Below are 13918 nucleotides of genomic sequence, written 5' to 3'. Positions count from 1 at the left end.
GCCGGCTGCGGCCCGTCGTGCGCGGGCCGCGGCGTTGTGCGCTCAGCCGCAGCGCGACTGTCCGCCGCCCGCGCAGCTCATGGACCCGCAGGCGCGCACCGGCACCCGGCGCGCGTCCGCCGCGCGCGCGGCTCACGGGTCGGCGGGCGCGCGCACCGGCACCCGGCGCGGCCGGTCCGACCCCGGCCAGACGTACGGCAGGTCGTCCGACACCTCCGGGAAGTGCACCCGGTAGAACGCCGGATCCTTGTGCACCAGCGCCGCCTGATGGCTGCGGTGGAACGCCTCGTCCCCCAGCCACGGCGGCAGCTCACCCGCCGCCGCCAGCTCGGCTTGCGTACGCGGCACGCTGATACCGGTCCCCTCCCGCAGATCCCGCACCATCGTCGCCGCGCAGCTATCGGCATGCCCCAGCTCCACCCACACCGCGCACACATCCAGCCCGTACCGGACCAGCGCCTCCTCGTACCCCGCCCACATGGCCGCCGCCGGATGATGCCGCCACCCGTACCCCGGCACCGTCAACGCCCGCACCACCTGAATCCCTTCCACGCGCTGCTTCCCCAGCCGCTTCACATCCAGCACGCGAGCGGTCGCGGTGAAGTCGGGGTAGGGCAGAAAAGTCTGCACCCCCAGCCCCTACCCGTTCTCCCCACACTCACGCGCACCGGTTTCACCACCGCGGCACCGGCTGGTATCGCGCGCCGGCTCCGTGGTGCCGCAGCGCCACATCGGGATGCGCCCGATCCCGCGACCTCCACGTATCGGCCCCCAGGCCCGACGCGAGCGAAATCAGGCTGGGCTGAGCAGCACCACCGGAATACGCCGCTGCGTCCACGACTGATAGGTGTCGAAATCCGCATACGCCTCGACCAGCCGCGGCCACAACCGCTCCCGCTCGGCATCATCGGCGGCCCGCGCGACCACGGCCTTGCGCTCCGAGCCGATCTGCACGTGCGCCGCCGGGTGCGCGAGCAGATTCAGGTACCACTGCGGATGATCCGCTTTGCCACCCTGCGAGCCCACCACCACGATGTCGGCCCCGTCGGTGATGTAGAGCAGCGGCGCGGTGAAGGTTTTGCCCGAGCGGCGCCCGGTGTGCTCGAGCAGCAGCGTCGGCACCGGCTTGCGGAACCCCGCCCCGACCCGCCAGCTGCCGCCGACCTTCCCGTTGGTGCGGCGATAGATCCAGGCATTGGCCCGCGACCCGTATTTCATGACCGTCGCGACCAGGCCGGAGTCGAGCAGGCGGGGCTTGTCCATGAATGTCCTCTTCAGCGCAGGATGAGCTTGGCGGAGCGCTCGATGCGCTCGGCGATCTCGGAGTACGATTCGTACCCCATCCCGGCGCGCACCAGGGCACCGGCGTAGAGCAACTCCAGCGATTCGACGATTTCCGGCTCCGCGCTCGGGCCGAGCGCGCCGGTGAGCCGGTTGCGAATCTCCACGCCGATGCGCAGCCGCAGGTGCTGCACATCCGGGTCGCGGCCGAGCAGCGCGCTGGTGACCGCGCCGGAGAATTCCGGCTCGTCCGCGACGAGCAGCGCGATATTGCGGAGTTCGGCGAGCACCCGCACCACCGGGTCCGGATCGTCGCTCACCGGCGAGGGCGAGCTGCGCAGCCTGCGCCAGAATATCTCCGCGACCAGGTGCTCCTTGGAGGAGAAATAGGTGTAGGCGGTGGCCGTCCCGACCCCGGCGCTTGCGGCTACCATACGGATGGTCATCCCGGCGAAACCCTCGCGCGCGAGCACCGTCATGGCCGATGTCGTGAGCTTCTCGACCGTTTCGGCTTGCTTCCCGGTGAGGCGCCTGCGGGTCGCTTCGAGGATTGTGGAATCGCCATCGGACATGTGTCTGGATGATACTCTGAACACCGGGTGGGATCAACTCGCCCGAACCGCGTCACCGCAGGTCAACGAGTGGAGAGACAGGTCACAATGGCACCGGTCAACACCCTGGGAGCAGCCACGACCGAGGAGTTGTTCGCTTTCGCGCAGAAGGTTCCCGGCTTTCTTCCGGAAGACGAGGGGCGCGCGCTGTTCGAGGCCGCGAAACAATTCGCCGCGGGTGCCGTGATGGTGGAGATCGGAACCTATTGCGGTAAGTCCGCAATTCTGCTCGGCGCCGCCGCGCGGGAAATCGACGCGGTGCTCTACACCATCGATCACCACCAGGGTTCGGAAGAGCACCAGCCCGGGTGGGAATACCACGACAGCTCCCTCGTCGATCCCGAGACCGGCCGTTTCGACACCCTGCCCACATTCCGGCGCGCCGTCGTCAAGGCCGGCCTCGCCGACCGGGTGCTCGCGATCGTCGGCGATTCGCCCACCGTCGCCGCCACCTGGCGCACCCCCATCGCCTTCCTCTTCGTCGACGGCGGCCACTCCACCGAGGCGGCGCACCGCGACTACGACGGGTGGGCACGGTGGGTCGCTGAGGGTGGCGTCATGGCGATCCACGACGTCTTCCCCGACCCGGCCGACGGGGGTCGGCCGCCGTACGAGATCTACTGCCGAGCGCTGGAGAGCGGGGAGTTCCGCGAGGTCGGACACACGGGGTCGCTGCGGATTCTTCAGCGGGTGCGGCAATCCGCAGGTTGAGCCTGTGGGTCTCGAGTGGCGGCCAGCTCAAATCAGCGAGAATGCCGCTTTGATGCAGGCGGTGAGCTGAGGCTCCTGATCGGCGTAGAAGTAGCCGATCAGGCGGCCGAGAGACTTGCTCGGGACGGTGCGAATGTTGTCGCAGGAGACGACGCACGCGTCGTCGAGGCCATTGCGTTGGTCCAGGGGAACCTCAGTGGAAAGGCCCTTGATGGTGCTGGTGATAGGTGCCACGGTTACGCTCGTCATGTAGGGGCGCACCTGGTCGCGGGTCAAGACCAGGACGGGTCGTGTCTTGTCCAAGTTCGCGAGGCGGATCTCTCTCACGCGAGATCGCTCATGGGCATGCTCACGTCGTGGTGTGCGAGCTCCTCCATATCCCGGTCGGGGGCCGTCTTCATGAGGATCGCCGCATCTCGCTCCGCGGCGCGGCGCATCCGGTCGCGTTCCAGGGCTTGTTCGATGATCGCGGCACGGCTCGATCCCTCGCCGAGCGCGACGGCGCGGTCCAGCCAGCCGACGAGGCTGTCTTCGAGGCGAACGGAGATCTGGATGCTCATCCCATAATGGTACCCGCAATGGGATTCGTCGCGATAGTCACACCGAGGTGCCCAGGCGCGGAATACTGTCGGTCCGTACCTACGGCAAGAGGGTTCTATGACCTCGATCAGCCAGGATCTTGTATCCAGGCTCAGCATGGACGACGACATCGAGTTCGACCCCGGTCCACTGACAATCACTCTGAAGGTTCCGGAACTGCAACCTTCCTGCTGGCCATCGATGTCATCAGCCAATTGCGCGAGTCCCCCGGTGGGGCCGTGATCGACCCCTGGCAGCCCGAGTGACCGACCGGTTCCGGTTCTACCGCGCGCTGACCGGGGCGTAGTCCGGCAGCTCCACACCATTGATCGCGCGGTCGATCAGCGCGAAATCCCATTCCGGCTCCGGCGGCGGCGGAACGTCCTTGCTGCTCGCGTGCAACCGCCCGATCTCCTGATTGGCCTCGACGAACCCCCGCATCCGCGCCTCGTACTTCGCGAACCCGGCCGCCGGATCCCAGCCGGCGGCCGCCAGCTCCCCGGCCAGCAGGTAGGCGCCGACCAGGGCGAGCCCGGTGCCCTGCCCGGAGAGCGGTGACGAGCTGAACGCCGCGTCCCCGAGCAGCCCGACCCGCCCGCTGGACCAGCGCTCCATCTTCACCTGGGCGACCTGGTCCAGGTAGAAGTCCGGCGCGTCGTCCAGATGAACGAGAATGCGCTCGGTTTCCCAGCCGAGCCCGGCCATGCGTTCCCGCAGCAGCCGCTTCTGCGCGGGGATATCGCGGTGGTCCACCTCGAGGCCGGGCGCCGCGAAGGCGAAGATGGCCATGGCCCGGGTGGCATCCCGGATGGGCCGCAGCCCGGCCGAGCGCCCCGGCTCCTGGTGGTCGAGGAGGTAGCGGTCGAGCCCGAATTCGTTCGGCACGCTGTAGAAGGCGAGCATGTGCCCGAGGTGCCGGACGAACCGCTCGTGCGGTCCGAAGACCAGGGCGCGCAGCGACGAGTACAGCCCGTCCGCGCCGATCATTAGCTCGAAGCGACGCTGCGCGCCACTCTCGAACGCCACGTCGACCCCGTTCGCGTCCTGGGTGAGCTGGGCGATCCGATCGCCGAACAGGTACTCGACGTCATCGCGGGTGGCGTCGTAGAGCACCTGGGACAGGTCACCGCGCAGGATCTCGATATCCGAGATGTACCCGTCCCCGCCGTCGTCCTCGGCGTTGAACGTCTCCAGGATGGTGCCCTCGGCGTCCACGGTGTGCGCGCCCGCCGTCTCGGTGCGCGCCGCCCGCACCGCCGCCTCCAGCCCCATCCGCCGGATGACCTCCTTCGTCACCCCGCGCGCATCCACCGCCTGCCCGCCCGGCCGCAGCTCGGGTGCGCGCTCCACCACGGTGACCTCAGCGCCCCACCGGTGCAGCCAGAAAGCCAGCGCCGGCCCGCCGATACTCGCTCCCGCGATCAATACCCTGGTCATCAGATACCTCCTGCTTTCGAGCTGGTCGGAGGTATGACGGTGCTACTTCGTCGGATTCATCGGCCCACCCCGCCTGATACTCTGGCGATCGCGCTTCGGGCGCAGTGCGAACGGGGGGCCGGATGCCGCTGAAGATCGATCCTGTGACTTTGACCGATTGCGGTCGAGTAATCGCGTTTCTCGGGGACGACGTCAAGGACCCCACGCGCGTTCCGAAACTGTCCGCCGACGTTTGCGTCGAATCGTTGCGCGGGTCGCCGATAGCGGTGGCGCTCGGCGACGCGGACGGAGCCGATATACAGGTGCGAGACGTCGTACAGAATCGATATCACTGGATCGCCCAGCTGCTGTACACGACGGCCAAGAACTTCCACGACAGCGACATCGAACTCGCGCTGTATATGGCCGGGATGGGCGAGCTGAGCGAGGACAAGTAGCCGTGTGGATGCCAAGGCTGGACGACATCATCAGTATCGGTGGCGGTGGGCACTCCCTGGACGTCTCGGTGCTGCGGGGATTGGCGAGCCGCGCCGAGAGCGTCGAGAAAGGGCTCAGCGACTCCGCGGAGACACTCCGGCGCCAGATTCATGATCTCGATTGGTCCGGCGCCGCTCGGGACGCCGCCACATCGCGGGCCGATCACGAATACGACGACGTGCGCAAGCTGGCGGACGCCTATGGGCGGCTCGGGGAGCTGTCCACCGGCGCCTACAACGACATGTCCTACGCCTCGAGTTTCCTCACGGCGACCGCGCTGCAGCTGATGGCGGACGGATTCACCGTGGAGCAGGACTGGACGGTGCGCGCGCCGTCGAACGGCGACGAAGCGCGCGCCGCGGCGGACACCGCGAGTTTGCAAGCTCAAGCCGGCCAGATCGGCAGCGCCATGGAAATGTGGGCACCACAGATCGCGGCTGTTGTCGCGGAGTTGCGTGCCTTCGCGCCGAGCTCGGCGGGTACTTTCCGGACCGATCCGATCGAGATCACCGAACTGAAGAAGCGCGGCGCGGGAGCGGGCCCGGCCTCGCTGCACGAACAGCTGCTGGCGCGGTACAACGTGACGCCGGATCCGAACGGAACCGTGATGTTCCCTGCGGACCCGGACAGCGCGGTCGGGAAGATGCTGGGTTCGATGGGTATCGATCCCAAGGAACTCACTGCGGGCGAAGCGGACATGTTGTCCAGGCTGAATCTGCACGGCGTCGCAGCGGCGGTAGCCATCGAGCAATTGGCCTCCGACGGCGGCCACGAGGTCTTCGCGGATGAACCGCGCAAGGGCGGTATCGGCGACGGGCATGCGGACGCGTTCCGGCATGCGTACTGGAATGCCATGCTGACCAAGGAGTTCGGAGCGGAGTGGACCGAGGCGTTCACCACAGCGCACGAGCGCATCGACGACCCGGACCGAACCCACGCCACCGCCGAGGCGATGGACCTCTACAACAACGAGGTCGGGCGCCGGATCGCCGCGGAAAATCCGACGGCTTCCAATCCTGAACTCTACGATCTCGTCAAGCAGGCGGTACTCGACGGTCAGATGGTGGTGGTCGGGCCAGGGCCGGACAATCACCTGATGTACAGCAATCGGGTAGACCCCGGATTCACCGGTCAGACCGACCGCGAACCTCCCGCGCGGGGGTGGGCGCGATCCGCAGGTCGAGGCCGGGGAGCCGAAGAATGGAACGTACTGGTGACCGTTCGTGCCAAGTGGGTCCTTCTGCTCATGGTGCCGGTTGTCATCGTGGCCGGTGTGTTCGTGGTCGTCGTCCTGCACAAGCTGGACCAGCGCGGATTCGAACAGGATCGAGAGCTGTCGGTCGAGCTGCGCGAACTCTGGTACGGCGGCGGGAATACGTCGCTGCGCGCCCTGGCCGGGGACGGGTGGGATCGGGTTCACATCTATCAGCAGGATTTGCTCGGGCGTGACCAGGTGGAGAGTGAGGTCGGGGCGCCGGTCCCGATGCCGTCTTCCTTCGACCGGGAGGGGGTGACCGTTCTGGTGTTCTTGAAAGGTGAGGATGTGCTGCGGGCGGGGTGGGTGGATGTTCCGTTGATCTCGGGGGTCTACACCTCGGAGGTGACGCTTACGGCCGCGGGATATCCGAAATATATCGAGCTGCGCGACCCGGAACCGGTGGGCCCGCGGCTGGCCGCCGATCCGGAGCTGGCGGCGAAGCTGGTCGACCTCAGAAAATCGCGCGGCTCCGCCTTGCTGCGCGATCTGACCGGTGGGGATTGGGATCGGGTCTACATTCTCACCGCGCATACCCGTGCTCGGGTGGAAGCGTTCGTGGGCGCGCCGGTCGAGATGGAGCCGGTGTTCACACCGCAGGTTCGAATTCTGGTGTTTACCAAAGGCGGTACGGTCCAGCGCGCCACTTACGTTGCCGCCGCGCCACCGGAAGGCGTCTTCAGCTCCGAGGTCCTGGTTGACGGCTCCAGAGGAATGCCGCTGCCCCCGCTCTTCTCCGATCCCACGCCCCCCGGATAGCAATCCTAGAATGCCATCGCTGCGCACCGGAGAGGATGATCGCCGCATGTTCGAGGTCGAGCGGAAACGTGAGCTACCGGACGCCGCCGTATTCCGGCAGCGTCTCGACGCACTCGGCTACCGCGAGAGCAGCTCGCACACCGAGGTCGACACCTGCTACAGCCGTCCCGACATCGACTTCATGGCGACCGTGGAATGCCTGCGGGTGCGCAGGCGCGAAGGATTCGCTGAGGTCACCTACAAGCCGCCGTCCGATGCCGCCGCACACTCCCCAGATGACGTGATCACCAAGCAGGAGATCAATGTCGAGCTCGCCGATGCCGATCAGGCGGGTGCGGCGGATGCCCTGCTTCGCGCCGTCGGCATGGTCGAACTCGTGCGGGTGGAGAAGGCGCGCACGACGTACCGGCATCCCGATGCCGAGGACCCGGTCGTGAGTATCGACGTGGTGACCGGAGTCGGGGCCTTCATCGAAACGGAGGTGACCGCCGTCGACAGCGATGCGGCTGCCGAGCGGCTCAGAGGCGCCGAGCGGGCGCTCGATGCCTCCGATTATCCGCCCGTGCGGCTGCCGTATCGCGATCTCGTGCTGGCCGCGCGCGAAGCGGCTTCGACTACGGGCGGTTGAACTCGCCGCCCTGGGCGCCGGAGAGGAAGGCATCCCACTCGCCGGCGGTGAAGACCAGTGCGGCGCCTGCGGGGTTCTTGGAGTCACGCACGCCGACCCGTCCGCCGTCCAGATGGGCGACCTCGACGCACTCGTTGTTGCCGCCGCTGAAGCTCGATTTGAACCACCTGGCGTTGGACAGTTCCGATGTCATCGCTCGTCCTCCCTTGCCATGCGCCGCAGCGCCTGCTTGCTGTCTGCCGGGGACAGGGCGGCCGCGCGGAGCCGGGCGAACGTCTCCCGGAAGTGCTTTACCGCCGTTGCCTTGTCGTAGTACATGTTGCCACGGAAGCCCTCGACGAACACCGTTGGAATTTCCCCGGCGACCTCATCGAAGTCCAGGATCATGAACGGCCCGCTGGCGACGCCGAGCGGATAGCCCGCGCTGAACGGAAGCAGGGAAACGGTCACGTTCGCGGGCAGGTCCGCGAGGCTCATCAGCTGGCGTGCCATCACTTTCGGAACGCCGACGCGGCGCCGCAGCACCAGTTCGTCCAGCAGAAGGTCGACCTGGACCGGATTCTGCTTGCGAGTGACGATGCGCTGCCGGTTGGCGCGCACGCTCGCCCGGTGCGCGACCTGCTCGGCGCCAGCACCGGGCTCGAACAGGTCATCCAGCGCCCGCGCGTAGCCGTTGGTCTGGAACAACCGGCTGATGATGTCCGGACGGAAGATCGTGAGCTTCGATGCCGAAGACTCCAGGCTGACGTACAGCTCGAAATCGGCGCGGATCGCGTCGGAGTACTCCTGCCACCACAGCCCACCGTCCCCGGCATTGGAGTCGGCCTCCCGCGCCAGCTCCAGGAGCATGGGCAACTTCTCCGGCACCCCGTAGAGCTGGCACAGCGCCTGGATATCGAGCGTCCGAATCCGCCCTGCCTGCCCTTTCTCGAGCCGCTGGAGCGTCCCGGTGCCCCGCTCGATCAGCCGGGCGGCATTGGCAATCGAATACCCCGCCTCCTGCCGGAGATCTCGCAGGTAGCGGCCGAGCTGTCGGCGCGGAATCGTGCTGGGCGGCTTCTTCGGTGTCACCACGGTGGACGGAACCTTTCTCGAATTCTGGATGGCCGCGGGCCACATCGGTGGGTGCTCGCCACAGTCTTTGCTGGACGGTTGTCGCCCCCCTGGTGGGCGGTGTCCTGGCGTTCGCGAACGGTACTTCTGGACCCGCCATTTCCCCGCCCCAATGCTAATGCCTCGATGTCTAATAACCACTGAATCGACTGCTACTGAAGCAATTTCAGGCGGGTAGCGCGTCGACCGCTTTCGCGTGTGAAAAGAGAGGCAGGGGCTGCATGATCGCGACGGACAAGTGTTTGCTGGATCGCCGGTCCGATCCTGATCAATTGACGAAGCGGTCCGCCGAGTCGCTACCGCTCGCCGGCGGCTCATCGTCACCGAACCGCGCCAGCGCCTCGGCGACCTCGACGGTCAGCCCGTCGTCACCGCCGCGAACGAGCAGCAGATCGTCGTACAGCGCATCCAGAACGTCGAACGCCTCCTCCCGCCGCCGCATGAGCGCGAGCAGCAGGCCGAGCGAGAGCCGCAGCTCCAGGGCCGTTTCGCCGGCATCCCCGGACACCGCGCGCACGTCGGCGAGCAGGGCGCGCATATCGGAGAGGGCCTCGGTGAGTTCGCCGAGCTCCACCCGGCAGTCCGCGGCGAATTTGCGGCACTGCATGGTCAGCTCGTCGCCGAATCCGTTCGCCCGCGCGAACGCGGCGGCGAGAGCGTCGAACTCGGCCCGCGCCCGGCGGAATTCGCGACCGACGAAGCGGGCCAGCGCGACATCCAACCGCAGTTCCAGCACGCGCGGACTGCCGGTGCCGAAGGCGCGGCCCGCCGGCTCGACGATGCCGCTGAGGACATCGGCCGCTTGCAGCGCGCGGCCGTCGGCGAGCAGGCCGCGGTACTCGTCCACGTGCCGGCGCAGCCGCTGCTCGAGGACGTCGCCGTTGACCGGAGCGGTGGCGGGCAGCGAGCCCTGGAATCGGGGTGCGGGCGCGGTCTCCGCGATCCGCAGCGGTGCGTTGGGGCGCCGGAAGACGATGGTCGGGTCGGGCACGTCGGCCGGGGGTTCACGGTCCGGTGCGATGACCGCACCGGGTGCGGGCAGCAGGGGAAGCAGCCGCTCGTAGACCGCCGCCGCGTCACCCGGCCGCTCCTCGGGCCGCTTGGCGAGCAACTCCGTGACCAGCCGGTCCAGCTCGTCCGGTAGGTCGGCGCGCAGGGCGCGGGGCGGAGTCGGCGCGGTGCCGGCGTGCTGGTGCAGGACGGCGGGCACGGTCCCCTCGAAGACCGGTCGCCCGCAGAGCGTCTCATAGAGGATGCAGCCGAGGGCGTAGAGGTCGGTCCGCGGCGTGACCTTGTCCCCGGATGCCTGCTCCGGCGACATGTAGGCCGCGGACCCCAGGAACGCCCCCGTCATGGTCAGCTTCGGCGTGCCCGGCTCGAGCAGCGCGGCAATGCCGAAATCGATGACCTTCACCGTGCCATTGGGGGTGACGAGCACATTGTCGGGTTTGAGGTCGCGGTGCACCACCGGCAGCGCGTGCGCGTAGGAGAGTGTGGTGGCGATCTGCGCGGCCACCGCGACCGCCCACTCCACCGGCAGCGGCTGCCCGGCGATGAGATAGCTCCGCAGCGTGGCGGCGCCCTCGACCAGCTCCATCACGAGGTAAACCTCGCTCAGGCCGGCGTCGAGCACGGCGTCGTACACCTGCGGGACGCCGTGATGCCGGATCCGCGCGGTGATCCGGGCTTCGCGGCGGAAGCGCTCGGCGAACTCGGCGGCATCGGTCTCCGAGTGGATCTGGGCGAAGCGGATCGTCTTGACCGCGATCTCCCGGTCGAGCACGGTGTCGTACCCGCGCCAGACCGACCCCATCCCGCCGAACCCGATCTCCTCGATCAGGTCGTAGCGCAGCCCGACGCGCCGAGCCGGCATCGCCTACCCCCTGCCCTCCCCGCGCTACAGCTCGGGCAGCCCGTGCCGTCGCCCGAGCAACCGGAACGCCGCGGTGCGCGCCTGCCGGTCCAGGTCCCGTTTGAACTCCTTGTCCTGGGCGAAGTATCGGCCACCCAGGTCATTGAGGGTATCGAAGTGTTCGACCATCTTCTCGGCGAACACCTTGTCGAAGACGACGCCGAAATCGTCGACATTCTTGTTCGCCAGGCGTGCCTGCTCGACCTGCGGCTCGTCCATCGCCGCCTCGAACGGCAGGGCGAGGTGCTCCTCGGAGAATTCCGTGCCGTACCGCTCGTTGAAGCGCTCCACCAGCGCGGAGAGCAGTGATTTCTCGGGTTCCGCGGCCGGCCCGGCGCCGTCGCCGAATCCCCGGAGTTCCTGCGCGCCCTCCGGGGCGAGCCCGAGGTCGTGCTCCCCGGTCTGCTCGAGCCGGAGGTGGCTGAGGTCGATCTCGCCGATATCGATGCCGCCGTCGGCCCGCCGGGGCAGCCGATTCAGCAGGTGCCGCCCGTAGAGGTACAGCAGCTCCAGGTCGGGGTCCTGGTACGGCACGATCTGCGCGAGGAATCCGTACTTGCGGATGTAGTCGCCGAGGTCGGCCCGGAACGATTCCGCGAGCGCGACATCGTCCTCCTCCGTGCTGTCGAGGAGCAGCGCGAACCGGTCCACGGCGGGAGCCAGGTGCCGGTAGAGCTCGGCGTGCAGTTTGGTCCACGCCGCCGCCGATCCGGCCGCCTTCCGCTCGGCCACCAGGTAGGCGACAGCGAATTCCTGCATCTCCGGCGTGATCAGGATCGGCGCATTCATTACCCGGTCGCGGGCGACATACAGTAGGTTCGGGTCGGTCGGCAGGGTGAACGCGTCCTCGTAGTAGGGCGCGAACGACTCCCGGATGTGCTCGGCCTCGTTGACGAAATCGAGCACCACCAGATCCTGCTGCGCCTTTCCCGTACGGGTGCGGTTGAGCCGCGAGAGCGTCTGCACAGCGGCGATCCCGGTGAGCGTCTTGTTCACATACATCGTGGTGAGCAGCGGCTCGTCGAACCCGGTCTGATATTTCTCGGCCACCACCAGAATCCGGTACTCGCGCTGCCCCTTGCCGCCCGACTTGGTCGCCCGGTCGTCGGCCCGGGTGTAGCGGAAGGCCTTCGGCAGCGCGGATTCGGCGAGCCCATCGTTCTCCGACGGCTCGGTCACCTCTTCGCCGTCGACCTCGAGGCTCCCGGAGAACGCGACCAGCACACCCACATCCGGGTACTTGGTGTCGTACTCCCGAACCCGCAGAAATCTCTTGATCGCCCGCGCCATCGCGACCGCGCTCTGCCTGGACGCGGTCACCACCATCGACTTCGCCCGGCCACCGAGCCGGCTCCTGGTATGCGCGATGAAATGCTCGACGATCACCTCCGCGTGCTGATCCACCGCGGAGGGGTGCATGAACGCGAACCGCGCGAGCATGCTCGAGGCCTTGGCCTCGGGCACCTCGACATCGGTGGGATTCTGGTTCACCAGCCGGTAGTAGGCCTGGTAGGTGACGTAATTGCGCAGCGGGTCGAGGATGAACCCCTCCTCGATCGCCTGCCGCATGGAATAGGTGTGGAACGGCCGGTACTCGGACCCGTCGGCGGTGCCGAAGTTCTCCAGCGTCTTCGCCTTGGGCGTCGCGGTGAAGGCGAAATAGGAGATATTGGCGGCCTTCGCCCTGGCGGCCGCCTTGGCCCGCAGGTGTTCGGGCAGCTTCGCCGCGACCGCGCCACCCTCGTCGTCGTCCGCGTCGAGCCCCAGATCGCGCAGCGCGCTCCGCACGGCCGCCGCCGCATCGCCGGACTGCGAGGAGTGCGCCTCGTCGATGACGATCGCGTAGCGGCCACCGGCAAGTTTCGTCTGCTCGCGGCGCAGGTACTCCAGCAGCGCCGGGAAAGTGTGCAGGGTAACGGTGATGATCTTGCCGCTCTGCGAATTCAAGGCCCGCGCGAGTTGCTCGGACTTCGAGCCCGCCTTGTCGTCGATCTTCACCACCAGGCCGTGCACCCGCTCGAACCCGCCGACCGTATCGCGCAGCTGCGAATCCAGATTGCGCCGGTCGGTAATGATGATGACCTTGTCGAACACCGGCACCCCCGGCCGCAACCCGGCGTCCCGCGCCGCCGGATCGAGGTTCTCCAGCCGCTCGGTGTGCAGGTCGCTCAGCCGATGCGCGAGCCAGCCGATGGTATTCGACTTGCCGGAGCCGGCCGAGGCCATCACCAGGTAGTGATGCCCCGCCCCGTGGGTCGCGGCATGGGCGGTGAGCTTCTTGACCGCGTCCCACTGGTGGAAGCGCGGGAAGATCGTCGAGCGCGTGGTCTTCCCGCCCGGCCCCTTCTGCTCGGTGGTGTGCACGAAGCGTTCCAGCAGGTCCAGCCAGTTGTCCGGCTGCCAGACCTGCTCCCACAGGTACGAGGTGGCGTACTTGCCCGCCACCGTGGGCGACGGGTTCCCCTTGCCGCCCGCATTGCCCGGCCCCGCCGAACCGGTGTTGAAGGGCAGGAAGACCGTCTTCGCCGCGCGCAGCTGGGTGGTGACGAACACCAAGTCGGGGTCCACGGCGAAGTTGGCGATCACGCGGTGCTTGAAGATCAGCTCGGTGGGGTCGCGGTCGGTGCGGTACTGAGCCTTCGCCTCCTCGACGCCCTGGCCGGTCAGGGGGTTCTTGAGTTCGGCTGTCGCCACGGGGATTCCGTTGAGCAGCAGGGCGAGGTCGAGGCGGGGGCGGGATGCGCCGGGCTTGGTCGCGTACGGGAGTTCGCGGACGACGGTGAGGCGGTTGGCTTTGTAGGCGTGCAGTGCGGCGTCGGAGGTGACGAGGTTCGGCTTGAAGTAGGCGATCCGGATCAGGATTCCCCGGTCCTTCACCCCTTCCCGCAGGACTCGCATGAGGCCCTTGGCGGCCAGCTCGTCACCGAGGCGCTTCGCGAATCCCTGCTGGGCGGCGTTGTGGTCTTCGCCGTAGGTGGCGAGCAGGGCGTCCCACTCGGGTTGCTGGGTTTGTGAGATGAAGGTGAGTAGTTCGCCGAGGTCCAGTCCGAGTTCCGCGCGGTATTCGTGCGGGTTGCCCTCCCGCCAGCCGTTCGCCAGCATCGCTTGGATGATGGCCTCCCCGAACGTCTGCTCGCTGTGTACGGACATGGTTT

Annotated in this window: 14 protein-coding genes; 4 read left to right on the top strand and 10 right to left on the bottom strand. The window is 67.7% G+C overall.

From position 1 onward, the window contains the following. Window positions 1-132: 132 nt before the first annotated feature. From NH2_RS13940 to NH2_RS13930, 3 genes are all read right to left on the bottom strand, one after another. The gene (locus NH2_RS13940) at window positions 133-630 is read right to left on the bottom strand and encodes an MSMEG_6728 family protein (RefSeq protein ID WP_067653373.1); all 498 of its coding nucleotides are present in this window, start codon (window positions 628-630) and stop codon (window positions 133-135) included. 162 nt (window positions 631-792) lie between these two features. After that, the gene (locus tag NH2_RS13935; protein WP_067653372.1) at window positions 793-1263 is read right to left on the bottom strand and encodes a nitroreductase family deazaflavin-dependent oxidoreductase; all 471 of its coding nucleotides are present in this window, start codon (window positions 1261-1263) and stop codon (window positions 793-795) included. An 11-nt stretch (window positions 1264-1274) separates the two neighbouring features. Next, window positions 1275-1853 (bottom strand): TetR/AcrR family transcriptional regulator, encoded by a 579-nt coding sequence (locus NH2_RS13930; protein ID WP_067653370.1) that lies wholly within the window; start codon window positions 1851-1853, stop codon window positions 1275-1277. 87 nt (window positions 1854-1940) lie between these two features. Here NH2_RS13930 and NH2_RS13925 point away from each other — a divergent pair, with 87 nt between their 5' ends. Continuing rightward, window positions 1941-2603, top strand: coding sequence for a class I SAM-dependent methyltransferase (locus NH2_RS13925; protein ID WP_067653368.1), 663 nt, complete (start codon window positions 1941-1943; stop codon window positions 2601-2603). A 27-nt stretch (window positions 2604-2630) separates the two neighbouring features. On the opposite strand, the gene NH2_RS13920 is transcribed toward NH2_RS13925, so the two are convergent. From NH2_RS13920 to NH2_RS13910, 3 genes are all read right to left on the bottom strand, one after another. Further along, entirely contained in the window at window positions 2631-2930 is a 300-nt protein-coding gene (locus tag NH2_RS13920; protein ID WP_067653366.1) for a type II toxin-antitoxin system PemK/MazF family toxin, read from the bottom strand. Continuing rightward, window positions 2927-3163: a ribbon-helix-helix protein, CopG family gene (locus NH2_RS13915; protein WP_067653364.1), complete on the bottom strand. Its 237-nt coding sequence runs from the start codon at window positions 3161-3163 to the stop codon at window positions 2927-2929. Before NH2_RS13915 ends, NH2_RS13920 begins: the two co-directional genes overlap by 4 nt. 301 nt (window positions 3164-3464) lie before the next feature. Next, complete coding sequence (locus NH2_RS13910; protein ID WP_067653362.1) at window positions 3465-4619, bottom strand: FAD-dependent monooxygenase; 1155 nt, start codon at window positions 4617-4619, stop codon at window positions 3465-3467. Between the two features lie 122 nt (window positions 4620-4741). Here NH2_RS13910 and NH2_RS13905 point away from each other — a divergent pair, with 122 nt between their 5' ends. From NH2_RS13905 to cyaB, 3 genes are read left to right on the top strand one after another with little or no spacing between them, the layout of a single operon-like run. Then, window positions 4742-5056: a hypothetical protein gene (locus NH2_RS13905; protein ID WP_067653360.1), complete on the top strand. Its 315-nt coding sequence runs from the start codon at window positions 4742-4744 to the stop codon at window positions 5054-5056. Between the two features lie 8 nt (window positions 5057-5064). After that, window positions 5065-7110, top strand: a complete 2046-nt coding sequence (locus NH2_RS13900) for a DUF6973 domain-containing protein (RefSeq protein WP_157103763.1) — start codon at window positions 5065-5067, stop codon at window positions 7108-7110. Window positions 7111-7120: 10 nt separating this feature from the next. After that, on the top strand, window positions 7121-7738 hold the full coding sequence (cyaB, locus tag NH2_RS13895; RefSeq protein ID WP_245650557.1) for a class IV adenylate cyclase: 618 nt from the start codon (window positions 7121-7123) through the stop codon (window positions 7736-7738). Here the strand turns inward: cyaB and NH2_RS13890 are convergent. The 4 genes from NH2_RS13890 to NH2_RS13875 all read right to left on the bottom strand — a co-directional run bounded on the left by NH2_RS13890 (window position 7725) and on the right by NH2_RS13875 (window position 13913). Further along, complete coding sequence (locus tag NH2_RS13890) at window positions 7725-7931, bottom strand: DUF397 domain-containing protein (protein ID WP_067653353.1); 207 nt, start codon at window positions 7929-7931, stop codon at window positions 7725-7727. The two genes, cyaB and NH2_RS13890, sit on opposite strands and share 14 nt — an antisense overlap. Next, window positions 7928-8812: a helix-turn-helix domain-containing protein gene (locus NH2_RS13885; RefSeq protein WP_169811488.1), complete on the bottom strand. Its 885-nt coding sequence runs from the start codon at window positions 8810-8812 to the stop codon at window positions 7928-7930. Before NH2_RS13885 ends, NH2_RS13890 begins: the two co-directional genes overlap by 4 nt. A 307-nt stretch (window positions 8813-9119) precedes the next feature. Beyond that, on the bottom strand, window positions 9120-10724 hold the full coding sequence (locus NH2_RS13880) for a serine/threonine-protein kinase (RefSeq protein ID WP_067653345.1): 1605 nt from the start codon (window positions 10722-10724) through the stop codon (window positions 9120-9122). A gap of 24 nt (window positions 10725-10748) precedes the next feature. Next, window positions 10749-13913, bottom strand: a complete 3165-nt coding sequence (locus tag NH2_RS13875) for a type I restriction endonuclease subunit R (protein ID WP_067653343.1) — start codon at window positions 13911-13913, stop codon at window positions 10749-10751. Between the last annotated feature and the right edge of the window lie 5 nt (window positions 13914-13918).

The sequence above is a fragment of the Nocardia harenae NBRC 108248 genome (assembly GCF_001612885.1).
In the GTDB taxonomy this organism is placed as follows: Bacteria; Actinomycetota; Actinomycetes; order Mycobacteriales; family Mycobacteriaceae; genus Nocardia; species Nocardia harenae.
Note: the sequence above shows the minus strand (reverse complement) of the source record. Positions and strands in the feature narration are given on the sequence as shown.

Excerpts from the sequence above, each read along its gene's own strand:
- NH2_RS13935 (WP_067653372.1), bottom strand. The coding sequence starts at position 1,263 with ATGGACAAGCCCCGCCTGCTCGACTCCGGCCTGGTCGCGACGGTCATG.
- NH2_RS13930 (WP_067653370.1), bottom strand. The coding sequence starts at position 1,853 with ATGTCCGATGGCGATTCCACAATCCTCGAAGCGACCCGCAGGCGCCTC.
- NH2_RS13925 (WP_067653368.1), top strand. The coding sequence starts at position 1,941 with ATGGCACCGGTCAACACCCTGGGAGCAGCCACGACCGAGGAGTTGTTC.
- NH2_RS13915 (WP_067653364.1), bottom strand. The coding sequence starts at position 3,163 with ATGAGCATCCAGATCTCCGTTCGCCTCGAAGACAGCCTCGTCGGCTGG.
- NH2_RS13910 (WP_067653362.1), bottom strand. The coding sequence starts at position 4,619 with ATGACCAGGGTATTGATCGCGGGAGCGAGTATCGGCGGGCCGGCGCTG.
- NH2_RS13905 (WP_067653360.1), top strand. The coding sequence starts at position 4,742 with ATGCCGCTGAAGATCGATCCTGTGACTTTGACCGATTGCGGTCGAGTA.
- NH2_RS13900 (WP_157103763.1), top strand. The coding sequence starts at position 5,065 with ATGCCAAGGCTGGACGACATCATCAGTATCGGTGGCGGTGGGCACTCC.
- cyaB (WP_245650557.1), top strand. The coding sequence starts at position 7,121 with ATGCCATCGCTGCGCACCGGAGAGGATGATCGCCGCATGTTCGAGGTC.
- NH2_RS13890 (WP_067653353.1), bottom strand. The coding sequence starts at position 7,931 with ATGACATCGGAACTGTCCAACGCCAGGTGGTTCAAATCGAGCTTCAGC.
- NH2_RS13880 (WP_067653345.1), bottom strand. The coding sequence starts at position 10,724 with ATGCCGGCTCGGCGCGTCGGGCTGCGCTACGACCTGATCGAGGAGATC.
- NH2_RS13875 (WP_067653343.1), bottom strand. The coding sequence starts at position 13,913 with ATGTCCGTACACAGCGAGCAGACGTTCGGGGAGGCCATCATCCAAGCG.